The organism is Flavobacterium marginilacus (assembly GCF_026870155.1).
Taxonomy (GTDB): Bacteria; Bacteroidota; Bacteroidia; order Flavobacteriales; family Flavobacteriaceae; genus Flavobacterium; species Flavobacterium marginilacus.
In genome coordinates, this window is record NZ_CP113975.1 from 347,085 (window position 1) to 370,835 (window position 23,751).

Genomic DNA, 23,751 nt, shown 5'->3' on the forward strand with positions numbered 1-23,751 from the left:
TTTGGATAATAATTTATTTTTTCATGGGTGTTTGGGTCCATTACGAGATATTTATCATTAAACAAAGGATATGAAACTAAAACTAACCGCCAAACAAATGCTCATGCTACTTGACAAAGTAGGTGTGCCAAAAGGGAAGATAATATCAACTACAGGAGCAGTGTTGAATAAGATTTTTTTCGAAACCAATAACATTCTTTAGAATTACATTTTTTACATTTACCTTGGTCTTCATTCAAAAATAATTACCTTTAAAAACAAATTAATTAGTATAGAATGTTCGAGCAAACCTTTAAGAATATAGATGATATACTGCATAAAGACGCAGGTTGTGGAAGTGAATTAGATTATGTAGAGCAAACCTCTTGGGTCTTATTTCTTAAGTATTTGGATGATTTAGAAGCAGACAAAGCCACCGCTGCCGAACTAACAGGAAAGGTGTATAACCCAATTATTGCCCCCGAATTTCAATGGAATGTTTGGGCAAGCCCGAAAGATGCGGACGGTAAATTAGACTATCACAAAGCATTGACTGGCGATGACCTTGCCGATTTTGTGAATGTAGAGCTTTTTCCTTACCTTAAAAAGTTTAAAAAAGAAGCTGAAAGTGCTGATACCATTGAGTATAAAATTGGTGAGATTTTCAGTGAACTGAAAAACCGCATTCAATCGGGTTACAATTTAAGAGAAGTGTTAAACCGTATTGACGAACTGCGTTTTAGAACCCACGCTGAGAAGCACGAAATGAGCCATCTTTATGAAGGTAAGATTAAAAACATGGGAAATGCTGGTCGTAATGGTGGTGAATACTACACGCCACGCCCATTGATTACTACAATTATAAAAGTAGTGAACCCACAAATTGGCGAAACTATTTATGATGGTGCAGTAGGTTCTGCGGGATTCTTGTGTGAAGCCTTTGATTATCTTAAAAACAGCAAATCACTTACAACCAAAGAAACTGAAATCCTCCAAAAGAAAACCTTTTACGGTAAAGAGAAAAAATCATTAGCATACATCATTGGGATTATGAATATGATTTTTCACGGAGTAGAAGCACCTAATATTATACACACCAATACCCTTGCCGAAAATTTGGCTGATATACAGGAAAAAGACCGCTATGACGTAATATTGGCAAACCCTCCATTTGGTGGAAAAGAACGTGCTGAGGTACAACAAAACTTTCCTATAAAAACAAGTGAAACTGCTTCCTTGTTTATGCAACATTTTGTAAAAATATTAAAAGCTGGTGGTAAAGCTGGTGTGGTAATTAAAAATACTTTTTTAAGTAATACCGATAATGCCAGTATTGTTTTGCGTAAATTGTTATTAGAAAACTGTAACCTGCACACTATATTAGATTTGCCAGGAGGAACCTTTACAGGTGCAGGGGTAAAAACAGTGGTTTTGTTTTTTGAAAAAGGAAAACCAACTCAAAATGTTTGGTTTTACCAACTGAATTTAGATAGAAACTTAGGCAAAACCAACCCACTAAACGAAAAAGATTTAGCCGATTTTGTAACCCTACAAAAAAACTTTACCGAAAGCGAAAACTCTTGGAATATAGCTATAAAAGACATTGACACAACCACTTTTGACCTAAGCACCAAAAATCCTAACAAAAGAGAAGAAGCTGCCTTGCGTAAACCAATGGAAATTTTAACAGAAATGAAAGTCTTGGATGAAGAAAGTGAAGCTATTTTGAACTCAATTTTGGAACTAATATGAAACGAGGTTGGGAAGTAAAAAAATTAAAAGAAGTTTGTGCAAAAATTACTGATGGCACACATCAAACACCGAAATATTTTGATGACGGTGTTGTATTTCTTTCGTCAAAAAATGTAACCAGTGGTAAAATAGATTGGAATAACATTAAATATATTGATGAAAAACAACATTTAGAAATGCATAAACGAGTTGCGCCAAGAGTTGGTGATATTTTATTAGCAAAAAATGGCACAACTGGCGTTGCAGCTATGGTTGATAAAGATGTAGTTTTTGATATTTATGTTAGTCTTGCTCATATAAGAGTTTTAGATAAAGTCTCTCCTCATTATATGCTTTATTTTATAAATTCTCCTATTGCAAAAAAACAATTCAACAAAAGATTAAAAGGCTCAGGAGTACCAAACTTGCATTTAGAAGAGATTAGAGAAGTTGAAATACCCTTTCCATCGTCACTTCAAGAACAACAAAGCATAGTTTCCATTTTAGACGAAGCCTTTACCGCTATAGATAAAGCAAAAGCAAAAGCTCAACAAAACCTTAAAAACGCAAAGGAACTTTTTGAGAGTTATTTGCAAAATTTGTTTTTAAATCCAAAGGAAAATTGGCAAATCAAAAAATGGGGTGATTTATGTCATTTTGTTAGAGGTCCTTTTGGTGGCAGTTTAAAAAAATCTATTTTCAAAGAAAGTGGATATGTTGTTTATGAACAAAAACACGCAATACATGACCATTTCAATCAATTGAGATATTTTATTGATGAAGAAAAATTCAATGAAATGGCAAGATTTGAAGTAAAGTCAGGTGATATAATTATGAGTTGTTCAGGTGTGACTTTGGGGCGTGTTGCCATTGTTCCTGATGGTATTCCGAGAGGAATAATAAATCAAGCACTATTGAAATTAACACCTAATAAGGATGTTTCGGCTCATTTTTTAAAACATTGGTTGAGGAGCAAAATTTTTCAAGACATTATTTTTAGATATTCTGGTGGAGCTGCAATTCCAAACGTGCCTTCTGCCAAAATTTTAAAAGATATTAAGATTCCATTTCCTAAACTAGATGAACAAAACAAAATAGTAAATGAAATCGAAACTGTATTAATTGAAACAAAGAGACTAGAAGCCATCTATCAACAAAAAATAAATGATTTAGAGGAGTTAAAAAAGAGTATTTTGCAAAAGGCATTTGCGGGAGAATTAACCAATAAGAAATTGGAGTATGAATTATAAAGACAATCAATTCATAACAGCACAGGATTTGTCATTTGTTGGAGTATTGCACGACATTAAAAAGTCAAAATCTGCATTGCAGCCAATATTTGAATGCTTTACCAATGCTTTGGAAGCTATTAAAATTAAGCAAACATTGGATGCCGAACATAAAGGTGAAATCCTTTTAAAAATCAACGCTTCAGAATTAACTATACAAAGTACAGAGTTTAATAGTTTGTCTATCAGTGATAATGGTATCGGTTTTAACGAAGATGAATTCAAACGTTTCAATACATTTAAGTTAACAACAAAAGGGTTTAAAAACCTTGGTTCAGGTCGAATACAATATGTACATTATTTTGATACTACTAGAATAAAAAGTATGTTTGAAAAGGATGGAAAATTCTTTGAAATTGTATTTAGTGTTTCAAAGAAAGAAGATTTCTTAAAGAATAATGCCATTGTTAAACACATTTCTTCCAAGGAAACAACTGAATCTATTTCAGGAACCACAGTAAGTTTTAGTACATTGCTAGAAAACAGTGGAATTTATAATGACCTTAATGAGCAGACTTTAAAAGACAAACTTCTTGAAAAGTACATTCATTATTTCTGTTACAATAAAAACAAATTACCTAAAATCAAAATCGAATTTTATGTGCAATCAGAATTGAAAGGAGAATCAACTATTTCAAAATCTGATATTCCTAACATAGATAAAACGCTACCTATAAAACTCCAGTACTCAATAAAAGCTAAAAATGATATTGAAAAAATAGAAAAAACAGAAGATTTTACTATTGATGCTTTTAAGATTTCCAAAACTCAATTAAAGGAAAATAAACTAAATTTAGTTTCAAAAGGAGAAGTAATTGAAGAATCGCCTGTTAGCCTTGAAAACCTTGCAGGAAGCGACAATGTAAATGGAAATAAGTATTTGTTTTTGGTATCAAGTAACTATATTGATTCAAGAGACACGAATTTGAGAGGTATTTTAAATATCCCAAACAAAGATTCTTTTGGAAAAGATTTGTTTGCCAATCAAGAGGAGATTTTCATTGAAGACATTCAGGAAGAAGTAAATAAATCGATTAACACAATGTATCCAGAGATTGAAGAAGTCAAACAGAAACATCAAGATGATTTTGCTAAATTAAAAGAAATGTTTTTGTTAGACGATGAAATAGCCAAAGATATTAGTGTATCGATAAATGATAGTGAAAGTAAAATTCTAGAAAAATTTTATGAGGCTGAGGCTAGGAAATCAGCGTCTTTTGATGCTTCAATTAAAGAATCTGTTGATAAACTTGAAAATTTGGATACGACTAAACCAACGTATCAAGATGAATTAGTAAAAGCTGTAGATAAACTTGTAAAAACGATTCCTCTACAAAATAAAAAAGCTTTAACTCATTATGTTGCTCGCAGAAAATTGGTATTAGAGCTATTTCAAAAAATATTAAATAATGAGACAAGTAAATTAAAGAGTGGTGGTAGAATTGATGAAGATGTATTACATAATCTAATTTTTCAGCAAAGTTCTAATGACCCAATGAATAGTGACTTATGGCTTGTAAACGAAGAATACATTTATTTTAGAGGAGTGTCAGAAGGACTTCTGGGACAAATAGAATGTGATGGTTCAAAAATACTAAAAGAAAATCTATCAGTAGAAGAAAACGAATATAGAAAAAAGCAAGGTGGTGATGCTCGATTAAGACGTACAGATATATTGTTATTTCCAGCAGAGGCAAAATGTATAATTATTGAATTGAAAGCTCCAGATGCAAATGTATCAGACCATTTGAACCAAATTAATAGATATGCCTCATTAATCAACAATCTTTCAATTGACACATTAAAGTTTAATACTTTTTATGGATATTTAGTAGGCGAAAGTATTGATGCTGATGATATCATAGACAATGATTCAGATTTTATGAACGCTCCAAACCTTGGTTATATTTTTAGACCTTATAAACGGATTGTTGGAAAGTTTGGAAGAGTTGACGGCTCACTTTATACAGAAATAATAAAGTACTCTACGTTATTGGAAAGAGCAAAACTGAGAAATAAAATATTTATCGATAAATTGAAATGAACGAAGCAGAAACTAGAGCAGAATTAATAGACCCAAAGCTAAAAGCTTGTGGATGGGGCATTATTGAGGGTTCAAGAATCCTTCGTGAATACAATATTACGGCAGGCAAAATCCAAACAGGAGGCATAAGAGGCAAAAAAACAATTGCTGATTATGTCTTGGTTTACAAAGGAATCAAACTGGCTGTAGTAGAAGCCAAAAGCAATGATTTACGAGTTGGCGAAGGGGTGGCACAAGCCAAACAATATGCCGAAAAACTTCTTTTAGAAACCACTTATTCTACAAATGGAACTGAAATATATAGCATCTGTATGAAAACAGGTGTTGAAGGTTTAGTTAACGATTATTTATCTCCAGATGAATTATGGGACAAGACCTTTGCAGTTCAAAATGAATGGAGAGAAAGATTTTCTTCCATTCCTTTTGAAGATAAAAGTGGTAGTTGGCAATTGCGTTATTATCAGGAATTGGCAGTTAATAGAACCTTAGAAGCATTAGCCAATAACGAACAGCGTATTTTATTAACACTTGCCACTGGAACGGGTAAAACAGCAATAGCATTTCAAATTGCATGGAAACTATTTCAAACCCGTTGGAACTTAAAACGAGATGGTAGCCGAAGACCAAGAATATTATTTTTAGCCGATAGAAATATTTTAGCCGACCAAGCTTTCAACTCATTTTCTTCCTTTCCAGAAGATGCTTTGGTAAGAATCAGTCCGAAAGAAATCAGTAAAAAAGGAAGCGTTCCCACAAACGGAAGCATTTTCTTTACCATATTTCAAACTTTTATGAGTGGCACGGATTCTGAAGGTAAACCCGCACCTTATTTTGGTGCTTATCCTGCTGACTATTTTGATTTTATTATAATTGATGAGTGTCATCGTGGTGGAGCGAATGACGAAGGCAATTGGAGAGGAATTTTAGATTATTTTGCACCAGCCGTACAATTAGGTTTGACTGCAACTCCTAAACGAAAGGACAATACAGATACGTACAAATATTTTGGGGAACCTGTTTATATCTATTCGCTTAAAGAAGGTATAAATGACGGCTTCTTAACTCCTTTTAAAGTAAAACGAATAAAAACCACACTTGACGATTATATCTTCACCAGCGATGACCATATTGTTGAAGGAGAAATCGAAGAGGGCAAATTATATACTGAACCAGATTTTAATAAAATCATTGAGATAAAAGAAAGAGAAGCTAAGCGTGTTCAGATTTATATGGACGAAGCCAATCAAAACGAAAAGGCAATCATTTTTTGTGCTACACAAGAACATGCAGCTGCCGTTCGTGATTTAGTAAACCAATACAAAAAAACCAAAGACACAAACTATTGCGTTCGTGTTACTGCTCACGATGGAGAAATTGGAGAACAGTTTCTAAGAGAGTTTCAAGATAACGAAAAAACAATCCCAACAATACTGACCACTTCACAAAAACTATCAACTGGAGTAGATGCACGAAATATTAGGAATATTGTTTTAATGCGACCAGTAAATTCAATGATAGAGTTCAAACAAATTGTAGGTAGAGGAACAAGACTGTTTGATGGAAAATATTTTTTTACTATTTATGATTTTGTAGACGCCTATCATCATTTTGCGGACCCTGAATGGGATGGTGAACCATTAGAACCAGAATCACCAATAGTTCCGCCTACAGAAAAGACTTGTAAAGTTTGCTATCAGAAGCCTTGTATTTGTCTTAATGAACCTCCACCAGCCTGTCTTACTTGTGGCGAAAGCCCTTGTGTTTGCACAAAACGAAAAAGAATTATAATAAAATTGCGTGACGGAAAAGAAAGAGAAATACAGTCAATGATTTCTACTTCGTTTTGGAGCGCAGACGGTAGACCTATTTCAGCAGAAGATTTTTTGAATAATCTTTTCGGAGAATTGCCTAAATTATTTACAAGTGAAGAAGAGTTAAGAACTATTTGGAGTAACCCAACTACAAGAAAAGTTTTATTAGAAAAACTAGATGATGCTGGTTTTGGAAGAGAAGAATTAGCAACGCTTCAAAAATTAATAGATGCAGAGAAAAGCGATTTATTCGATGTATTGGAATATGTATTTAATAGCGATGTAAAACCAATGACTAGAGAACAGCGTGTTGCCGCAGCAGAAGCTACTATTTTTGCAATTCTAAATGACCAACAAAAAGAATTCATTGAGTTTGTGTTGGGTAAATATGTTGAAACAGGTGTTGAAGAACTTGACCAAGAAAAGTTGCCAATTCTGCTTACTAATAAATATCATTCGTTAGAAGATGCCAAAGGTATTTTAGGAGATGTCTCAAAGATAAGCTCTCTGTTTATTGAATTTCAGAAACATTTGTACATACAGAAGGTTTCATAGGTAGAGATTACTTTAAAGAATAAATTTTTCTGAATCTAAGTACACTTATTAAGTGGTAAAATGAGTAAAAATGCTACTTTTTGCAAATATACAAAAATGTAAAATACTGATTGTCAGTGTTAATTTTCGGCATGTTTGCTACTGGCAGGCAAGAGGTGGTCGGTTCGAATCCGATATTCTCCACAAAAGACTCAAACATAGTTTGGGTCTTTTTTTATGTTTAAAGACTAGATTTTTCCTTGATTTTCTTAATAGTTCAAAAGAGTAAAAACCTATAATATCTTCAGTAAAACATTATTGTTCTTTGTGAATTTTGGTTTTAATTAAGTTAAAATGAATTTTTAGCTTTAATTTCTCAAAAAACTTTCCTTATTTTGTTAGGCACTTAACCTAACTTTAAAATGAAAAAAATCCTATTTCTGATGGCTGTATCAACTTCAATGGCTTCTTTGGGGCAGACCCAAAAATCAAGTCCAATAACGTATCCCAAAACAGCAAAAGGCGAAACAGTCGATGTGTATTTTGACACCAAAGTAAGCGACCCGTACCGCTGGCTTGAAGACGACAGATCGGCAGAAACTGCTACTTGGGTAAAGGAACAGAACAAAGTTACTTATGATTATCTGTCCAAAATTCCTTTTAGAGAGGCTTTGAAATCAAGACTCGAAAAACTTTGGAACTACGAAAAAATAAGCGCACCATTTAAAGAAGGGGATTTTATTTATTATTATAAAAATAATGGACTGCAGAATCAATCAGTTTTGTATCGCAAAGATTCCAAAGGCAAAGAAGAAATCTTCCTGGATCCAAATACATTTTCCAAATTAGGAACCACATCATTGGGCGGAGTAAATTTCTCCGAAGACGGATCCAAAGCAGCCTATTCCATTTCAGAGGGCGGAAGTGACTGGAGAAAAGTAATTCTGATTGATGTTTTTAGTTTCAAAAAACTGGAAGATACACTGGTCGATATCAAATTTAGCGGTGTGTCCTGGAAAGGGAACGAAGGATTTTATTATTCCAGTTACGACAAGCCAAAAGGAAGTGAACTGTCAGCCAAAACCGATCAGCACAAATTATATTATCATAAATTAGGAACATCGCAAAAAGACGATCAGGTTATTTTTGGCGCAGACCAAAAACGCCGTTATGTGGGCGGTTATGTTACCGAGGATGGTCATTATCTGGTAATCACAGCATCCAATGCCACATACGGAAACGAGCTTTACATTCAGGATCTGACCAAGCCTAACAGCCCTATTGTAACCGTAGTTGATAATTTCAATAGCGACAGCAGTATTATAGAAACCGAAGGCAGTAAATTGTTCATAGAAACCGATTGGAACGCTCCCAACAAACGCATCGTGAGTGTGGATTTCAGCAGTCCAAAACCCGAAAACTGGAAAGACGTAATTCCCGAAACCGAAAATGTTTTGACACCAACCACGGGAGCTGGTTACATTTTTGCTAATTATATGAAAGATGCCGTGTCGATTGTGAGGCAATACGATTATTCAGGCAGATTAGTACGCGAAATTCAGTTGCCGGGCTTAGGAACAGCTTCTGGATTTGGCAGTAAAAAAGAAGAAAAAACACTTTATTATTCGTTTACTAATTACGTAACAGCGGGAACGATTTATTCATTCGAACCAAAATCAGGAAAATCGGCGGTTTATGAAAAACCAAAAGTAGATTTTAAAAGCGAAAATTACGTTTCGTCACAGGTATTTTACACTTCTAAGGATGGAACAAAAATCCCAATGATAATCACTCACAAGAAAGGATTAAAACTCGATGGTAAGAACCCAACAATACTTTACGGTTATGGCGGATTCAATATTAGTTTGACGCCAGCCTTCAGTGTCTCCAATGCGGTTTGGATGGAAAACGGCGGAATTTATGCCGTTGCCAACCTTCGCGGAGGCGGGGAATACGGGAAAAAATGGCACGATGCAGGAACTAAAATGCAGAAACAAAATGTTTTTGATGATTTCATCGCAGCTGCCGAATTTCTTATTGCAAAAAAATATACATCATCTGCATTCCTTGCCATTCGAGGCGGGTCCAATGGGGGATTATTGGTAGGAGCTACCATGACACAGCGTCCCGATCTGATGAAAGTCGCTTTGCCGGCCGTGGGTGTGATGGACATGCTGCGCTACCACACCTTTACTTCAGGCGCTGGCTGGGCTTTCGATTATGGAACATCGGCAGACAGTAAAGAAATGTTCGAATACATCAAAAATTATTCGCCTGTTGCTAACGTTAAATCAGGTGTTCAGTATCCCGCGACAATGGTCACTACGGGCGATCACGACGATAGGGTAGTTCCGGCACACAGTTTCAAATTTGCTGCCGAGTTACAGGAAAAACAGTCGGGAATTAATCCCGTTTTAATCCGAATTGATATTAACGCAGGGCACGGAGCAGGAAAATCATTGGCTGCAACTATTCAGGAAAGCTGCGATATTCAGGCTTTTACACTTTATAATATGGGATTTACAGCATTACCAAAATAAAACAAGTATTAATTATAAATTTCGTAATATCAATAAACTAACAACTTTAGATTAAGTATTAACGGATTTATTATTTTGGATTTGGAGCTGCTTAATATTAAGATTGTCGATTTTATAGAGTCTGTAACATCTGAAATCAAAAATCAAAAATCGTTAATCAAAAATCAGCAATCATTTTAAAGTTTGAATCTTTTAAATTTAATGATATTGAGCTTAATCCTGCTGTACGCTGCAAGCTTTTTCATAAAACTGCTATTTTTTCCTGGACAAAAAGAAGCTTCCGCTGGTCGCTCTTTTTGTCTAGGAAAAATGGTATTTTATTTCAAAAGGCTTTTAGCTTCCATCAGGGCATGCATTTTCATAAGAAGACACTCTTTCATATTCATTTCAAAATTTTCTATATGCCAAAATGAGCCATAGATGGGCCTGGTTAAACGGATTCTTATATAAAACCTAAGAATTAGGTTTTATAGACTATTTTAGATTAAACAAATTAGCTGTGCAAATCCGTTTAATCGGTGTTATCCGCGTACCACTTATCTGTCCCATGTGTAATGCATGAAATCCATAAAAGATTAAATTATCCTCTTTTTAACTTCAAAAAAAGAATAATTCATTAAAAAGTTGTGCTGAAAAATGAATTTTCAGCAAACGAAAGTCGTTTTGCTGACGTTTTTTGGGCCGTTAAAAAACTAAAATGAAGTTCAAAATCGAAAAATTGACTCCAAAAAAAGCAGATTCAAGCCCGATTTTTACAATTTATGGCAAGCGAAATCGATAGAAAGCACTTGTTATTTATTCTCTAAATAAATTATTGATTTCAGACAAAAATCAGCCTTTTTGAGAGGCCAATTCGTTAAATTTGAGAGTAAAATTAACAACCGCATTTATATGGAAATTGCAAAACCAAACAAATATGAACTGGGAGAAATGCTCCTGGAAATAGGTTCCCTACTCATCGTTTCGGGCGCCAATACCGAACGGGTCAAATTAACCATCAGCAGAATTGCCGGTGCTTTTTGCTGCGATTCGGATTTAATGATTACCAATCATGCTTTGATGATTACCGTAAAGTATAAAGATCAGATTAAAACATTCACCAGCGTAAAATGGGTGCCCAATATGCATCTTAATTTCAATCTCATCTCCGATATCAGTACGATGAGCTGGAAAATAGTCGAAGAGAAATGGTCACTGGAACGTATAAATAATGAACTGAAACTGCTTGACCGAAAACCCTTATATCCAAGAGCGTTGGTTTTATTTCTTGTTGCCTTGGCAGGAGCCTCTTTCTGCAGACTCTTTGGCGGGGGATTAGCCGAAATGATTCTTTGCTTTTTGGGAACTTTCCTAGGCTTGTTTGTAAGACAGGAAACGGTAAAGCTCAAATTTAATTTTTATCTCTGTATCTTTTTTGCGGCTTTAACCTCTTCTTTCTTAGTTGGAGCCTGGTGGCATTTTAATCCTGATCAAGATTTTATACATGCCTTATCCACCTCTGTTCTGTTTTTGATTCCCGGAGTGCCAATGATTAATTCTTTCTCTGATTTTATTGACGGAAACATATTAAACGGAACCACACGAGGCGTTAACGTTTTGGTTATCGCTTTTGCCATTGCATTAGGGCTTATGGTTTCATTATTAATTTTTAAATTACATTAAAATGGATTTCGCATTATTAGAAAAAGGAATTTGGTTAGGATGTGCTGGAATTGGTTTTGGAGCATTGTTCAATGTTCCCCGCCGTACTTTAGCAGCTATTTACATTATGTCGGCACTTGGAGGATTGCTGAAGTTTTATATGATTTCACTCGAATTTGGATTGGTTTTTGCTGCTTTCTGCGGATCGAGTCTTATCGGTTTTTTAAGTGTTTTGGCTGCTCATTACCGCAAAGCACCGCCAATGACCTTTTCGCTTCCTGCTTTAATTCCTATGATTCCTGGTTTTTTTGCCTATAAAGCGATGGTAGGCGTTATGAAATTAACCGCCGAAAAAGACCCGGATGTGTATTCCAAACTTTTCTTTGAAACAGCAAACAACGGACTCTCGGCTTGTTTTATCATTTTGGCTTTATCAGCTGGGGTTGCTATTCCGCTGCTTATAGCCCGTAAAGAAACCGTGAAGCGGATTAAAACAGATAAAGTTTTAGAAATGCAGCTCGAAAACTTAGAAGAGGAAAATTAAAATAAACCTTTTCATAAATACGAAACGCCAGTCGAAAGATTGGCGTTTTTTTTGTTTGAAAACAAGTTGAAAACTAATTCTTGACGAGGACAATTGTAAGCAGGTCAATTGTCCTCACGAAACTATTTTTATAATCTATGAATATAAAAGAAAAATTCGGATCAAAAGTCAAAGAACTGAGAAGCCAAAAAGGTTTCTCTATTGAGTTTATGGCAAATATTTCAAATGTAGACAGAACTTATATTTCCGACATCGAAAAAGGGAAAAGAAATGTCTCTATAGAAATTATGGAAAAAATTATTACAGCTCTTGATACTGATTTTGGAGCTTTTTTTAACGACATGAGTTTTAAAAAATGACAAAAGCAAAAAAATATTCAGAAATCAGAAAAAAACTTCAAATTGATGTTGATAAAAAGACGGATAATGGGCTGGCAAAGCTTACTCATTATTTTCAGAATCATAAGAATGGAGTTTCACAATATTACAAAAATGAGGCTACAGAATACCTCACAAATTTACATGAGAAATTAAATATTGTTGAGGAACCAAATTTTCAATATTATTTGCCCATAAAATGGGACATTCCATTTCCTTCACCTGAAAATCCAAAATTTAAATTTATTGACCTATTTGCTGGAATTGGAGGTATAAGACTAGCTTATCAGAATTTAGGAGGAAAATGTGTGTTCACTAGTGAATGGGATACTTATTCTAAAAAAACTTATGAAGCTAATTTTGGAAAAGTGCCATTTGGGGATATAACGCAAATTAAAGAAACTGAAATTCCAGATCATGATGTTTTACTTGCAGGATTCCCGTGTCAGCCATTTTCTATTGCAGGGGTTTCAAAAAAGAATGCATTAGGCAGAAATCATGGCTTTTTAGACGAAACGCAAGGAACATTGTTTTTTGACATTGCGAGAATATTAAAACACAAAAGACCAAAAACTTTTATGTTAGAAAATGTCAAAAATCTAGTATCTCATGATAAAGGAAATACATTCAAAGTCATTCAAAAAACCTTGCAGGAATTAAATTACACCATTTACTATAAAGTTTTAGATGGGAAATACTTTGTTCCTCAACATAGAGAAAGAATTATTATTGTTGGTTTTGATAACGAATATTTTGAAGGAAAAGAAAATTTTAAATTCCCAGAAATGACTGAAGCAAAGTTTGCATTAAAAGATATTCTTTTGTCTCAAGTAGATCCTAAATATACATTATCAGATAAACTATGGAATTATCTTCAAGAATATGCAAAAAAACATAAAGCCAAAGGGAATGGTTTTGGATTTGGTTTAGCTGACTTGAATGGAATTTCACGAACTATGAGTGCTAGATATTATAAAGATGGAGCAGAAATACTTATTCCTCAAAAAGGTAAAAATCCAAGAAGATTAGTACCGAGAGAATGCGCAAGGCTTCAGGGATTTCCAGATGAGTTTATTATTCCTGTTTCGGATAATCAGGCCTATAAACAGTTTGGGAATTCAGTTGTATCTCCTCTAATGCAAGCAGTTGGTGAGAATTTAGTCGCAGAAATTGCAAAGCGAAAGGCTGTCAAAAATTTAATTCCTTAGAGAGAATAACGGGACAAATTGTGATAAATTAATTTTAATTCATTAATAATGGAAAAAGGTCTTCTATCAAAATACTTTAAAGGCATAGTCGCAAAAAAACTTAGTGAAGTTGAAGTTGATCCCCGAATTTCTAACCAACACGAATTCAATGGTATTAATGAATTTAAATCAATTTTAGGTTCGGAAAAATCTATATACGAAGGTGTTTTTGTGTATTTGACCGATAATGAAGAAGATACACTGAAAGAAGTAGGTTCTCTGACTTGGTATAACGCACGGGAAAATCATCCCACAAGAAATGAATTTCGACTTTATTATTCCACAACACAAATTATGGAAAAGGCTAATGCTGGGGATTTCTTATTGATTGGACTTACACATGATAATAAATTAGCTGTGCTGATAGCCCCAAGGGGGACAACAGCTGAACAACAATTGCTTTGGCTTTTTGAAATAAAAGAGATTGGAAACAAATTTATTTTCCGTGATATTTCTTCAAATGACACCAAACTTAATTTTGCAGGAAAGTATATTCTAAATTCAGTTGGTTTTGAAATTGATGAGGCTGAGCCAGATTTCTTAGACTTGATACTTAAAACATTTGGAAATCAGTTTCCCTCAACAGCGGTTTTTTCAGATTTTGCACGCTCTACAATTAATAATGTTTCCCCAATTGAAGAACCTGATAAAACTTTAATTGCTTGGCTTGAAAGAGAAGAGATGCTTTTCAAAACGCTTGAGAAACATATTGTATCAAAAAAACTTGAACAAGGATTTGGAGAAAATAAGGTAGACGTAGACGATTTTATTTCGTTTTCATTAAGCGTTCAAAATAGAAGAAAGTCTCGTGCTGGTTTTGCTTTTGAAAATCATCTCGAATCTATTTTTAAATCTCAAAAAATAAGTTTTTCTAAGGGGGCAAAAACAGAAAGGAATAACAAACCAGATTTTCTTTTTCCTTCGATAATAAATTATCATAAGCCAGATTTTCCAGTTGAATTATTGACGATGCTTGGTGTAAAGACTACAGCAAAAGATAGATGGAGACAAGTTTTGTCAGAAGCAGATAGGATTTCCCAGAAACATTTAATTACTTTAGAGCCAGCAATAAGCCTAAATCAGACTGATGAAATGTTTGCGCAAAATTTACAACTTGTAATTCCACAATCTTTGAAGGAAACTTTTACAGCTTCTCAACAATTAAATTTATTAAGCCTTCAAGACTTTTTATATGTAGTTCGCCAACGGCAAACTAAGTTCATTAAATAGTTAACTTAATTGTTATGGATCGTCACACACCACAACAGCGTTCCAAAAACATGCGTGCTATAAAAAGCACAGAAACAAAATCCGAAGTGCGTTTGGCCAAAGCATTATGGCATATAGGATTACGATACCGAAAAAACAATAAAAAAGTTTTTGGTTGTCCAGATTTGACTTTTCGAAATCTAAAAATTGCCATTTTTGTTGATGGCGAATTCTTCCACGGTAAAGACTGGGAAACGATAAAAAAACCAAAAACCAATTCAGAATATTGGATAAAAAAGATTGAACGAAATATACAACGTGATCTTGAAGTCAATCATTATTTAGAATCTCAGAATTGGAAAGTTTTGCGTTTTTGGAGCAATGACATCAAAAAAAATCTAGGTGCTTGTATTGCTGTAATTCTGAATACTATTAATTACAGGACACAGCAATTAACGAATGTTCCTCCTTCATGGGAATAAAAAAACAACTTTTTTCTTTCATAATCTTTTGCTAAAAGGGAGCTGTTTTAGGGAATAATTTTTAACTTTGAGAATAAGCATTAAAAACCAATAAATTCAATATAATGAAAGTACAAATTAACACCGACAAGAATATAGAAGGAAGCGAAAGATTAGAATCTTACTTTTCTAGTGAAGTATCAAGAGTATTATCCCGTTTTGATGATAAAGTAACGCGTATCGAAGTGCATTTTGGTGATGAAAATAGTGCTAAATCAGGTTTTGGAGATAAACGCTGCGTTATTGAAGCACGCCCTGCCAATATGCAGCCGATAGCCGTTACAGAGCACGCCGATTCGATTGAGAAAGCATTCAACGGAGCTTTGGACAAAATCAAAAAAGTACTAAATACTACATTCGATAAGCAGAAAGCGCATTAAGCAAATTATCAAGCATATATAAATTAGGCTGTCTTTTGGGACAGCCTTTTTATTTATAGAAAAAACCACTTTCTTCTGCTTTTCTTTTTCTTTTCTTTTTCAGGAACCTCTTTTTCAGATTTTGGTTTCTTCTTGGGAGCTAATAATTTCTTTTTGGTTTTCAGCCGTTTTTCGGTTTCCTCTATTTCCTGTAAATTATCATTGGCAGTCATCAAAAGTTTAACTTCTTTTATCAGTTTCAAAGCTGATATAATTTCCTGCTGTTTTTCTAACAGCATTACTTTTTTGAGCTGAATAGCGGTTTCATCTGTCCCTTTTACCGTTAAGGCAAAATCAATTAATTTTGAAGCTTCCTCATAATCTTCATTCAAAAGCAGGGCATTCAAATAATAAGGATAAACTGCAACTGCGTGAATATTGATGGCCAGCGCTTCCTGAAAGTAACGCTTGGCCTCCTCATAATCCTGCAGCTGTTCGGATTGCACTCTGCCGTATAAGCATAATGCTGTAGTGTCTTTTTCGTTATATGACAAAGCATAATCTAATGATTCTATGGTTCCTTCGAGCCAGTATGGATAATTGTCTAATGCCTGAAAAATATATTTATCTGCTGTTTTCATATTGTTTTTAAGATTAGAATCATGAATCGATATATTCAGTTCTATGATTCAGTTGCTGTTTTAATTTTTGCCTTTCGGATTTGTAGCTCTTGACTGTTTTTTCATTTTTAAAATCAGATCCGGTAAACGTTCTCGTTGGATTTCCTCTGGCCACATTCAATTGGTTTTCCCATTGATCACTGGCTTGTTTCCTGATCATTTCCAGTTCAAAAACTTTGAATTTTTCAAGCAGTCTTTCGGTAGCCAGTTTTTTGTTTTGGTGCTGCGAACGCGAATCCATGGCCACAGTGCTCAATCCCGAGGGCACATGTGTAGCGCGGATGGCCGAGCTTACCTTGTTTACATGCTGTCCGCCCGCACCGGAACTTCTCATGGCTTGATACTGAATATCTTTTTCGGAAATCGATTTTATGGCTAAAGCATCCATTTCGAAAATACCGATAAACCAGTTTTTTCTTTTGTGCATTTTCCTGAAACTGCTTTGTCCAATCCATTGAATAGTTCCTTTCCAAGAGTTCACAAATTCGGTTACCGTTTTCCCTTTAAGCAGAATCAAAGCCGTTAAAACTGTTCCGTTCTCGTTTCCGGCTTCCCGCTGCAGGACTGTGGCTTCAATTTGACAGGTCTGTGCTTCTTCCAAGATTTTTTTAAGCACTTGGGCAGCTACCCAAGTGCATTCCGCAGGACCCCGTCCTGCTGTTATTTGAATTATTTTTTCCATACTTTAAATTTTATCGGTCCATGCGGACAATTTTTGGCGTAAACGTGCCTAATACATTGACTAGTTCGTTTTGCAGTCCCATGACTTTGTGAATGTCTTTGTACGCCATCGGTGCTTCGTCAACATTCCCGCCGATGAGGTGTACATCATGGTCTTTCAAAGTTTTTTTAATATCACTTTGCGTAAAAGTGCTTTTGCATTTGGCTCTCGAAAACAATCTTCCCGCTCCGTGTGAAGCCGAGTTTAATGAATCAGGATTGCCTTTTCCCATAACCACAAAGCCCGGCGCAGTCATAGATCCCGGAATAATGCCCAGCTGACCTTCGTGGGCAGGAGTGGCTCCTTTTCTGTGGACAATGCATTCTTTTCCGTTCAACATTTCTTTCCAGGCAAAGTTGTGATGGTTTTCGATCGTTACAACTACTCTTTTACCAATTGCTTTGGCCACTCTTCGGTGAATATCATCGTGGCAGGCTTTGGCATAATCTCCAGCCAAATTCATCGCCAGCCAATATTCCTGACCGTCGTGCGTGTTTAGATCAAGCCAGGCCAAATGCTGTACATTCTTTGGCAGCGGACATTGTTTGGACGCCAGATAGGTGTAATGTTTTGCAATATTGGCTCCCATGCCGCGCGAACCGCTGTGTGATAAAACGCAAAAGTAACTGCCCGGTTCCAGTTTCCATTCCGGCAGAACGGTATCCAGCTGTACGGTTCCAAATTCCACAAAATGATTGCCGCCTCCCGAGGTTCCTAATTGTTTGTATGCCTTAGAAAGTAATCCTTTAAGTAATGGAATGTCCTGAAACTCCGGTCTGCTGAAAACTTCATGATCGGCTTTGTTAGCGTGGTTTTCGTTCATTCCAAATTTGGTGTGCTCTTTTAAAATGGCTTGTAACTGATGATCTTTTCCTTTGATAAAAGAAGCTGGCAGGTCAAATATCGATAAGCTCATTCTACATCCAATATCGACTCCTACACCATACGGAATAACCGCATTGTCTGTTGCCAAAACACCGCCAATCGGCAATCCATAACCAGAATGTGCATCAGGCATTAAAGCGCCTGCTACAGAAATTGGCAGTTTTAAAGAATCATACAATTGAAATTTTGCCTGTTCATCAATTTCATTTTCTCCAAAAATAGAGAATGGTGCACGCGTGGTCTGCAGCTGATGCATTCTAACCACGACAGGATTAATAAGACCTTCGGCCACTTTTCCCCAAGTACCGTCATTTTTATAATTCTCCGGATGCAGTAATACATCTTTGGCTTCATTGATGATACGCTCTTTTTTTTCTTTTTTTCGGTATCTGCTAATCTGCCCTAAGGCGATATTGATACTATTGTTTTTTGGGAAGCCTAATTTTATTAGATCTCTTCCCGATAATTTATTTCCCATGAAATTTTTACTATTGTTCGTTTTGTTTGCAGCGCTGCAAATCGCCAATCTGAAATACAGAAAATGAGATGTAACGGCAAAGTATCTTAATCCCGTTTGGGATAAAGTAAGGAGCTGTATTCGGGAATTTTTTGAGAAGAGTCTAGAATAAAATCAAAAAAGCCCAAATCTAAATTGCTTCGGGCTTTTTCATATAGTATAAAATTGAATTTCTAAGATTGAAATAAGCCACGAAGATGTGCTGCACCAATTCCAACTGGTGTGAAGCCTTGTAATGATGATTTGAATACAAACATTGTTCTTCGTTTTTAAAGGGTTAATTATTTTTTCGTGTGCAAAGATTTAAATATATTTTTTAAATATCCTAATTTTTTGTTAAAATATTTTTGAAGTCAATCAAGATTTATTTTTAAATTATTGATTTATAGTTTGTTGTTTTTTTGTAAAAAATAAAAGTGTATAAAAAAATGCCTTAAAGTATACTGCTTTAAGGCATTTTTCAGTAAAATTGAGTTAGTTGGTTTTCTTAGAATTGAAAAGCGGCACCTACTTGAAAAACCTGATTTTTTCCTGAAATACCATCGTAGGTATCATCTAAACCCGTAATATATCGGGCATTTATAGATAAACCTAGAGGCAGATTCAAAGAGGTTCCAAAAGCCCATGAAGGCACAAAACTGTTTGCATCGCCAAAATTATCATCATTAACTAGAAATTCAAATTGAGGACCAGTTTCAAAGCTCAATAACTTGGCAGCGTATATTTTTGCTAAAATAGGCACAGTAAGATAATCTATTTTTACATCATCAATATTTGTGGAGAAACCTTCTTGAGAGTATTGAACCTCAGGCTGTATAAACAACAGGCTTTTTACCAATGGGATTTCTTTGTAAACACCCACATAAAGTCCTGTTTTGGCATCAGTGTTCCAGCCATCTCCATTGATGTCTGAAAAATTGGCACCAGCTCTAATTCCAAATTTTTGTGCTGAAACTGTTGTAGACACTAACATTAGGAAAGCACCTATCAGTAAAATTTTTAATGATCGCATATTTTTTGTTTTTAGATTATAACCCTTGCTTTCAGGGCTGATTACTTTAAAAATACTACAAAATTTTAATTCTGTTGTTCATAAAAATTACAAAAGAGCAAAAACAATATCTCATTTTTTGATGAAAATTATTATGTAACTGCCAAGTAATAATTAGAATAAAAGAATCAAACATTTGATATATAACGCCAGTTTTTGTAAATATATTATGTTAACTTTGAAATGGAGGTATCTCTTTACCTCTTGATTCAGTTATTTTAAAGTTATAGATCTCCGTTTAATTTTTATAATAAATTATACAGTATGAGTGAATTTCTTCAAAAAGGGAAAAGCATTTATTGATAGTATACGGGAAAGACGGCAAAATGAAAATAAAACTGGGAAGCCTTCCTGATAAAAACAAAAAGTAATTTATGAGAGTACTATTTTTAAGTTTAGCGGTATTGATATTAGTTAGTTTTGATTCTCTGAATTATAAAGAATCAGATGAAAAACAGCAGATAAACCGGATGCTCGATGGCTGGCACAAAGCAGCAGCCGAAGCTAATTTTGATAATTATTTCGGAATGATGACCGAAGATGCTATTTTTATTGGAACAGATCCATCTGAGAATTGGGGTATAAAAGCATTTAAGGCATTTGCCAAACCCTATTTTGACAAAGGAAAGGCATGGAACTTTAAGATGATAGAACGTCATATTTATTTTGATAGTTCAGGGAAAACAGCGTGGTTTGATGAGCTTTTAAATACTCAGATGAAAATCTGCAGAGGTTCTGGTGTTGTTGTAAAAATAGGTAAGGAATGGAAAATTAAGCATTATGTTCTGTCAATTACTATTCCAAATGACAATGTTGATGAAGTGGTTAAAATCATTGCACCGATAGAAGATGTATTAATTCAGAAAGGAAGTTCCAAATGATAATTTTTGATTTTTTCAGTACCGAGGCGTTCATTCTTATATAATTCCTTAATTTTGCCGAAACAGTAATTATATCGTGGGAAGTAAAAATAAATTAAAAAGGTTCAAAGAAAACGAAACATTCAATAACGTTTTTCAGCCAACAAGGGAAGAAGTGGTCGGAGATTTATTTCCGCTGAGAGGAAAATGGAATTCAGATTTTTTTAAAAATGAAAATCCCTTGGTGCTTGAATTAGGATGTGGAAAAGGCGAATATTCTGTTGGACTGGCTGAGAGATATCCAAATAAAAACTTCGTAGGAATCGATATTAAAGGTGCCCGTTTTTGGCGCGGAGCAAAAACTGCTGTTGAAACAGGACTGCATAATGTGGCTTTTATTCGTACGCAAATTGAATTAATCAATCATATTTTTGCCGAAAATGAAGTGGATGAAATCTGGATTACTTTTCCGGATCCTCAAATAAAATACAAGAGAACAAAACATAGAATGACCAATTCGGAATTTCTAAAATTATATAAAAAAATCCTCAAAAAGGATGGTGTTGTAAACCTTAAAACGGACAGCGAGTTCATGCACGGATACACACTTGGACTGCTTCATGGTGAAGGGCATGAGGTTTTGTATGCTAATCATAATGTGTATGTAAACGAAGGAAGTCCTGAAGAAGTTACCGCTTTTCAGACATTTTATGAAAAGCAGTATTTAGAAATTAACAAGGCGATTACGTATATTCGTTTTAAAATCAAATAGTTCATAGCCCCGGTTTTCAGTTTGTAAGCTGAAGCTGCAGACTGGAACAGCTAATTAAGTATGACGCTACTATTACCTTTTTTTCTCGGATTTATTGTTGCAGCTATCGGGATAACACCTCCCGGTCTGATCAATATGACCGCTGCAAAAGTAAGTCTGAAAGACGGCAGGACTGAAGCTGTTTTTTTTGCTGCTGGTGCTACGGTAATAGTTTTTTTTCAGACATTTTCAGCTTTATTATTTGCCAATTTTATCAATAGCCATCCTGATGTAATAAATAAACTGCAGGAAATAGGGCTGTTTATTTTCATAGGGCTTACGGTTTATTTTTTTTGGAAAGCCAAAAGACCAAAACTGACTAAAGCCGAAACAAAGATACGCAGTAAGACAAACAGGTTCTTTCTGGGAATGTTGCTTTCTGCACTGAATTTATTTCCTATTCCATACTATGTTTTTGTTTCCATTACACTCGCTGCTTATGGCTATTTTTATTTTGTAGAGTCTTTCATTTATGCATTTGTGATGGGAGTCGTAGCAGGTTCTTTTTTGGTTTTTTATCTTTATATCGTGTATTTTAAAAAAAGAGAGGCCAAATCTTCTTTTTTACTCAATAATGGGAATTATATTATTGGAACTCTTACAGGACTTGTTTCTATAGTTACACTTTTTAAGCTTATTAAAGGATATTTTTGATTAAATGCTATGAACCCAGCAAATGATAATTTTTTTGAAAGAGTTTACACTGTCGTACGGCAGATTCCGTATGGAAAAGTTACTTCGTATGGAGCTATTGCAAAAACTTTAGGAGCTACACGTTCTGCAAGAATGGTTGGCTGGGCTATGAATGCCGCTCATAACTTAGAAGATGTCCCTGCTCATAGAGTTGTAAACAGAAAAGGATTGCTAACGGGAAAACATCATTTTGACGGAACCAATCTTATGCAGCAATTGCTGGAAAGCGAAGGAATTGTTGTTGTGGATAATCAAATCATGAATTTTGAGGCGGTTTTCTGGATTCCGGAGATGGCCGTTTAAATTCTTTATACTTGTGTCCTGCAGTAAAAAAGCATTGGCAGTTATAGCTGTTATTGAGTGTACTCATCGATAAAACCAATCCAAATCTTTTAGAATAAGAACTTAATCCGTTATCTTTGCAATCTGAAATTAGTTTAAATAAAAACACGTTTTTTAAAAACGCAAACAGATAGAGATTAAAAAAATGAAATTAGATAAAAATAACATTCTGAAAGCATTAGAAACAATTACTATTGCTGGTGAAGGTAAAAATATGGTAGAAAGCGGCGCAGTTACAAATGTAGTCACTTTTGGCGATGAGGTTGTAGTTGATTTGGTATTGCACACTCCGGCAATGCATATAAAGAAAAGAGCTGAAGACGATATTAAAAAAACAATCCAGGATTTGGTTTCAGCAGATGCCAAAATTAAGGTAAACATAAAAGTTGAAGTTCCTGAAAAGAATGAAATCAAAGGAAAAGCGATACCGGGAATAAAAAACATTATTGCAGTAGCTTCTGGAAAAGGCGGAGTGGGGAAATCTACAGTTACAGCAAATTTAGCAGTAACATTAACAAAGATGGGATTTGCAGTTGGCGTTCTTGATGCCGATATCTATGGGCCGTCTATGCCGATTATGTTTGATGTAGAGAGTGAGAAGCCTATTTCTGTTGAAGTTAATGGAAAATCAAAAATGAAGCCAGTTGAAAGTTATGGAGTAAAAATGCTTTCTATTGGATTTTTTACTTCTCCAAGCCAGGCTGTTATCTGGAGAGGACCAATGGCTTCTAAAGCACTGAACCAGATGATTTTTGATGCAAACTGGGGAGAATTAGATTTTATGTTAATCGATCTGCCTCCAGGAACCGGAGATATCCACCTTTCGATTATGCAGTCGTTACCAGTTACGGGAGCAGTTGTGGTAAGTACGCCTCAGGCAGTAGCATTGGCCGATGCTAAAAAAGGAGTCTCAATGTTTATATCAGAAGCGATTAATGTGCCGGTTTTGGGAATTATAGAGAACATGGCTTATTTTACTCCAGAAGAATTACCAAATAATAAATATTACATTTTTGGAAAAGAAGGAGCCAAAGATCTTGCACAGGATTTAGGAGTAGCTTTCTTAGGTGAAGTGCCGATAGTTCAGTCTATCCGCGAAGCAGGGGATTATGGACGTCCTGCAGCATTGCAGACAGGATCGGTTATTGAAAATGTTTTTGATGAGATAACGCGTAATGTTGTTAGCGAAGTTGTAGACAGAAATGAAAATTTAGAACCAACGGAAGCGATCAAGATTACGACAATGGCAGGATGTTCAGCAGTTAAGAAATAATTCTGAAACTTGAATATGAATTCAAATGCCGTCAATAGATAAAATTAAAATTATTGTCAGTGATTTTGATTGAATTAAAAGATGGTGAACAA

21 protein-coding genes are annotated in these 23,751 nt (G+C 34.9%); 17 read left to right on the plus strand and 4 right to left on the minus strand.

Annotated elements, in window-relative coordinates:
- The first annotated feature begins 276 nt into the window (after nucleotides 1-276).
- From OZP07_RS01580 to OZP07_RS01635, 12 genes are all read left to right on the plus strand, one after another.
- Nucleotides 277-1,731, plus strand: a complete 1,455-nt coding sequence (locus OZP07_RS01580) for a class I SAM-dependent DNA methyltransferase (RefSeq protein ID WP_281637044.1) — start codon at nucleotides 277-279, stop codon at nucleotides 1,729-1,731.
- Complete coding sequence (locus OZP07_RS01585; protein ID WP_281637045.1) at nucleotides 1,728-2,960, plus strand: restriction endonuclease subunit S; 1,233 nt, start codon at nucleotides 1,728-1,730, stop codon at nucleotides 2,958-2,960. Before OZP07_RS01580 ends, OZP07_RS01585 begins: the two co-directional genes overlap by 4 nt.
- Nucleotides 2,950-5,043: a hypothetical protein gene (locus OZP07_RS01590; RefSeq protein ID WP_281637046.1), complete on the plus strand. Its 2,094-nt coding sequence runs from the start codon at nucleotides 2,950-2,952 to the stop codon at nucleotides 5,041-5,043. Before OZP07_RS01585 ends, OZP07_RS01590 begins: the two co-directional genes overlap by 11 nt.
- Nucleotides 5,040-7,409, plus strand: coding sequence for an EcoAI/FtnUII family type I restriction enzme subunit R (hsdR, locus tag OZP07_RS01595; RefSeq protein ID WP_281637047.1), 2,370 nt, complete (start codon nucleotides 5,040-5,042; stop codon nucleotides 7,407-7,409). Before OZP07_RS01590 ends, hsdR begins: the two co-directional genes overlap by 4 nt.
- Nucleotides 7,410-7,831: 422 nt before the next feature.
- Entirely contained in the window at nucleotides 7,832-9,928 is a 2,097-nt protein-coding gene (locus OZP07_RS01600) for a prolyl oligopeptidase family serine peptidase (protein WP_432419571.1), read from the plus strand.
- An 891-nt stretch (nucleotides 9,929-10,819) separates the two neighbouring features.
- The gene (locus OZP07_RS01605) at nucleotides 10,820-11,590 is read left to right on the plus strand and encodes a threonine/serine exporter family protein (RefSeq protein WP_281637049.1); all 771 of its coding nucleotides are present in this window, start codon (nucleotides 10,820-10,822) and stop codon (nucleotides 11,588-11,590) included.
- Nucleotide 11,591: 1 nt separating this feature from the next.
- Nucleotides 11,592-12,113: a threonine/serine exporter family protein gene (locus tag OZP07_RS01610; RefSeq protein WP_194640459.1), complete on the plus strand. Its 522-nt coding sequence runs from the start codon at nucleotides 11,592-11,594 to the stop codon at nucleotides 12,111-12,113.
- Nucleotides 12,114-12,250: 137 nt separating this feature from the next.
- Nucleotides 12,251-12,472, plus strand: a complete 222-nt coding sequence (locus tag OZP07_RS01615) for a helix-turn-helix domain-containing protein (RefSeq protein WP_281637050.1) — start codon at nucleotides 12,251-12,253, stop codon at nucleotides 12,470-12,472.
- Nucleotides 12,469-13,698, plus strand: coding sequence for a DNA (cytosine-5-)-methyltransferase (gene dcm, locus OZP07_RS01620; protein ID WP_281637051.1), 1,230 nt, complete (start codon nucleotides 12,469-12,471; stop codon nucleotides 13,696-13,698). Before OZP07_RS01615 ends, dcm begins: the two co-directional genes overlap by 4 nt.
- Nucleotides 13,699-13,746: 48 nt before the next feature.
- A complete protein-coding gene (locus OZP07_RS01625) occupies nucleotides 13,747-14,967 on the plus strand; it encodes a type II restriction endonuclease (RefSeq protein WP_281637052.1) in 1,221 nt (406 codons plus the stop codon).
- A gap of 14 nt (nucleotides 14,968-14,981) precedes the next feature.
- Nucleotides 14,982-15,428, plus strand: coding sequence for a very short patch repair endonuclease (locus OZP07_RS01630; protein WP_281637053.1), 447 nt, complete (start codon nucleotides 14,982-14,984; stop codon nucleotides 15,426-15,428).
- Nucleotides 15,429-15,532: 104 nt separating this feature from the next.
- On the plus strand, nucleotides 15,533-15,847 hold the full coding sequence (locus OZP07_RS01635) for an HPF/RaiA family ribosome-associated protein (RefSeq protein WP_115814697.1): 315 nt from the start codon (nucleotides 15,533-15,535) through the stop codon (nucleotides 15,845-15,847).
- Between the two features lie 53 nt (nucleotides 15,848-15,900).
- Here the strand turns inward: OZP07_RS01635 and OZP07_RS01640 are convergent, their stop codons facing one another.
- The 4 genes from OZP07_RS01640 to OZP07_RS01655 form a co-directional block, all read right to left on the minus strand.
- Nucleotides 15,901-16,467, minus strand: coding sequence for a tetratricopeptide repeat protein (locus tag OZP07_RS01640; RefSeq protein WP_281637054.1), 567 nt, complete (start codon nucleotides 16,465-16,467; stop codon nucleotides 15,901-15,903).
- Nucleotides 16,468-16,486: 19 nt separating this feature from the next.
- The gene (gene prfH / locus OZP07_RS01645) at nucleotides 16,487-17,188 is read right to left on the minus strand and encodes a peptide chain release factor H (protein WP_281637055.1); all 702 of its coding nucleotides are present in this window, start codon (nucleotides 17,186-17,188) and stop codon (nucleotides 16,487-16,489) included.
- A 10-nt stretch (nucleotides 17,189-17,198) separates the two neighbouring features.
- Nucleotides 17,199-18,590: an RtcB family protein gene (locus OZP07_RS01650; protein WP_281637056.1), complete on the minus strand. Its 1,392-nt coding sequence runs from the start codon at nucleotides 18,588-18,590 to the stop codon at nucleotides 17,199-17,201.
- Nucleotides 18,591-19,116: 526 nt separating this feature from the next.
- Nucleotides 19,117-19,641 carry a porin family protein gene (locus OZP07_RS01655; protein WP_281637057.1) on the minus strand — a complete coding sequence of 175 codons (525 nt, stop codon included), beginning with the start codon at nucleotides 19,639-19,641 and terminating at the stop codon, nucleotides 19,117-19,119.
- A 413-nt stretch (nucleotides 19,642-20,054) separates the two neighbouring features.
- On the opposite strand from OZP07_RS01655, the gene OZP07_RS01660 reads away from it, so the two are divergent.
- The 5 genes from OZP07_RS01660 to OZP07_RS01680 all read left to right on the plus strand — a co-directional run bounded on the left by OZP07_RS01660 (nucleotide 20,055) and on the right by OZP07_RS01680 (nucleotide 23,659).
- Nucleotides 20,055-20,561: a nuclear transport factor 2 family protein gene (locus tag OZP07_RS01660; protein ID WP_281637058.1), complete on the plus strand. Its 507-nt coding sequence runs from the start codon at nucleotides 20,055-20,057 to the stop codon at nucleotides 20,559-20,561.
- A gap of 76 nt (nucleotides 20,562-20,637) precedes the next feature.
- Entirely contained in the window at nucleotides 20,638-21,312 is a 675-nt protein-coding gene (gene trmB / locus OZP07_RS01665; protein WP_281637059.1) for a tRNA (guanosine(46)-N7)-methyltransferase TrmB, read from the plus strand.
- Between the two features lie 60 nt (nucleotides 21,313-21,372).
- A complete protein-coding gene (locus OZP07_RS01670) occupies nucleotides 21,373-22,005 on the plus strand; it encodes a LysE family transporter (RefSeq protein WP_194640447.1) in 633 nt (210 codons plus the stop codon).
- A gap of 9 nt (nucleotides 22,006-22,014) precedes the next feature.
- Nucleotides 22,015-22,347 carry an MGMT family protein gene (locus OZP07_RS01675; RefSeq protein WP_281637060.1) on the plus strand — a complete coding sequence of 111 codons (333 nt, stop codon included), beginning with the start codon at nucleotides 22,015-22,017 and terminating at the stop codon, nucleotides 22,345-22,347.
- Nucleotides 22,348-22,531: 184 nt separating this feature from the next.
- Nucleotides 22,532-23,659 (plus strand): Mrp/NBP35 family ATP-binding protein, encoded by a 1,128-nt coding sequence (locus tag OZP07_RS01680; protein WP_281637061.1) that lies wholly within the window; start codon nucleotides 22,532-22,534, stop codon nucleotides 23,657-23,659.
- The last annotated feature ends 92 nt before the right edge of the window (nucleotides 23,660-23,751 follow it).

What these genes read in the sequence shown, in the direction of transcription:
- OZP07_RS01640 (WP_281637054.1), bottom strand. Translation starts at nt 16,467, where the DNA reads ATGAAAACAGCAGATAAATATATTTTTCAGGCATTAGACAATTATCCA.
- OZP07_RS01630 (WP_281637053.1), top strand. Translation starts at nt 14,982, where the DNA reads ATGGATCGTCACACACCACAACAGCGTTCCAAAAACATGCGTGCTATA.
- OZP07_RS01650 (WP_281637056.1), bottom strand. Translation starts at nt 18,590, where the DNA reads ATGGGAAATAAATTATCGGGAAGAGATCTAATAAAATTAGGCTTCCCA.
- OZP07_RS01585 (WP_281637045.1), top strand. Translation starts at nt 1,728, where the DNA reads ATGAAACGAGGTTGGGAAGTAAAAAAATTAAAAGAAGTTTGTGCAAAA.
- hsdR (WP_281637047.1), top strand. Translation starts at nt 5,040, where the DNA reads ATGAACGAAGCAGAAACTAGAGCAGAATTAATAGACCCAAAGCTAAAA.
- prfH (WP_281637055.1), bottom strand. Translation starts at nt 17,188, where the DNA reads ATGGAAAAAATAATTCAAATAACAGCAGGACGGGGTCCTGCGGAATGC.
- OZP07_RS01615 (WP_281637050.1), top strand. Translation starts at nt 12,251, where the DNA reads ATGAATATAAAAGAAAAATTCGGATCAAAAGTCAAAGAACTGAGAAGC.
- OZP07_RS01670 (WP_194640447.1), top strand. Translation starts at nt 21,373, where the DNA reads ATGACGCTACTATTACCTTTTTTTCTCGGATTTATTGTTGCAGCTATC.
- OZP07_RS01655 (WP_281637057.1), bottom strand. Translation starts at nt 19,641, where the DNA reads ATGCGATCATTAAAAATTTTACTGATAGGTGCTTTCCTAATGTTAGTG.
- OZP07_RS01635 (WP_115814697.1), top strand. Translation starts at nt 15,533, where the DNA reads ATGAAAGTACAAATTAACACCGACAAGAATATAGAAGGAAGCGAAAGA.
- OZP07_RS01675 (WP_281637060.1), top strand. Translation starts at nt 22,015, where the DNA reads ATGAACCCAGCAAATGATAATTTTTTTGAAAGAGTTTACACTGTCGTA.
- OZP07_RS01660 (WP_281637058.1), top strand. Translation starts at nt 20,055, where the DNA reads ATGAGAGTACTATTTTTAAGTTTAGCGGTATTGATATTAGTTAGTTTT.
- dcm (WP_281637051.1), top strand. Translation starts at nt 12,469, where the DNA reads ATGACAAAAGCAAAAAAATATTCAGAAATCAGAAAAAAACTTCAAATT.
- OZP07_RS01580 (WP_281637044.1), top strand. Translation starts at nt 277, where the DNA reads ATGTTCGAGCAAACCTTTAAGAATATAGATGATATACTGCATAAAGAC.
- OZP07_RS01680 (WP_281637061.1), top strand. Translation starts at nt 22,532, where the DNA reads ATGAAATTAGATAAAAATAACATTCTGAAAGCATTAGAAACAATTACT.
- OZP07_RS01605 (WP_281637049.1), top strand. Translation starts at nt 10,820, where the DNA reads ATGGAAATTGCAAAACCAAACAAATATGAACTGGGAGAAATGCTCCTG.
- OZP07_RS01600 (WP_432419571.1), top strand. Translation starts at nt 7,832, where the DNA reads ATGGCTGTATCAACTTCAATGGCTTCTTTGGGGCAGACCCAAAAATCA.
- OZP07_RS01625 (WP_281637052.1), top strand. Translation starts at nt 13,747, where the DNA reads ATGGAAAAAGGTCTTCTATCAAAATACTTTAAAGGCATAGTCGCAAAA.
- OZP07_RS01610 (WP_194640459.1), top strand. Translation starts at nt 11,592, where the DNA reads ATGGATTTCGCATTATTAGAAAAAGGAATTTGGTTAGGATGTGCTGGA.
- OZP07_RS01590 (WP_281637046.1), top strand. Translation starts at nt 2,950, where the DNA reads ATGAATTATAAAGACAATCAATTCATAACAGCACAGGATTTGTCATTT.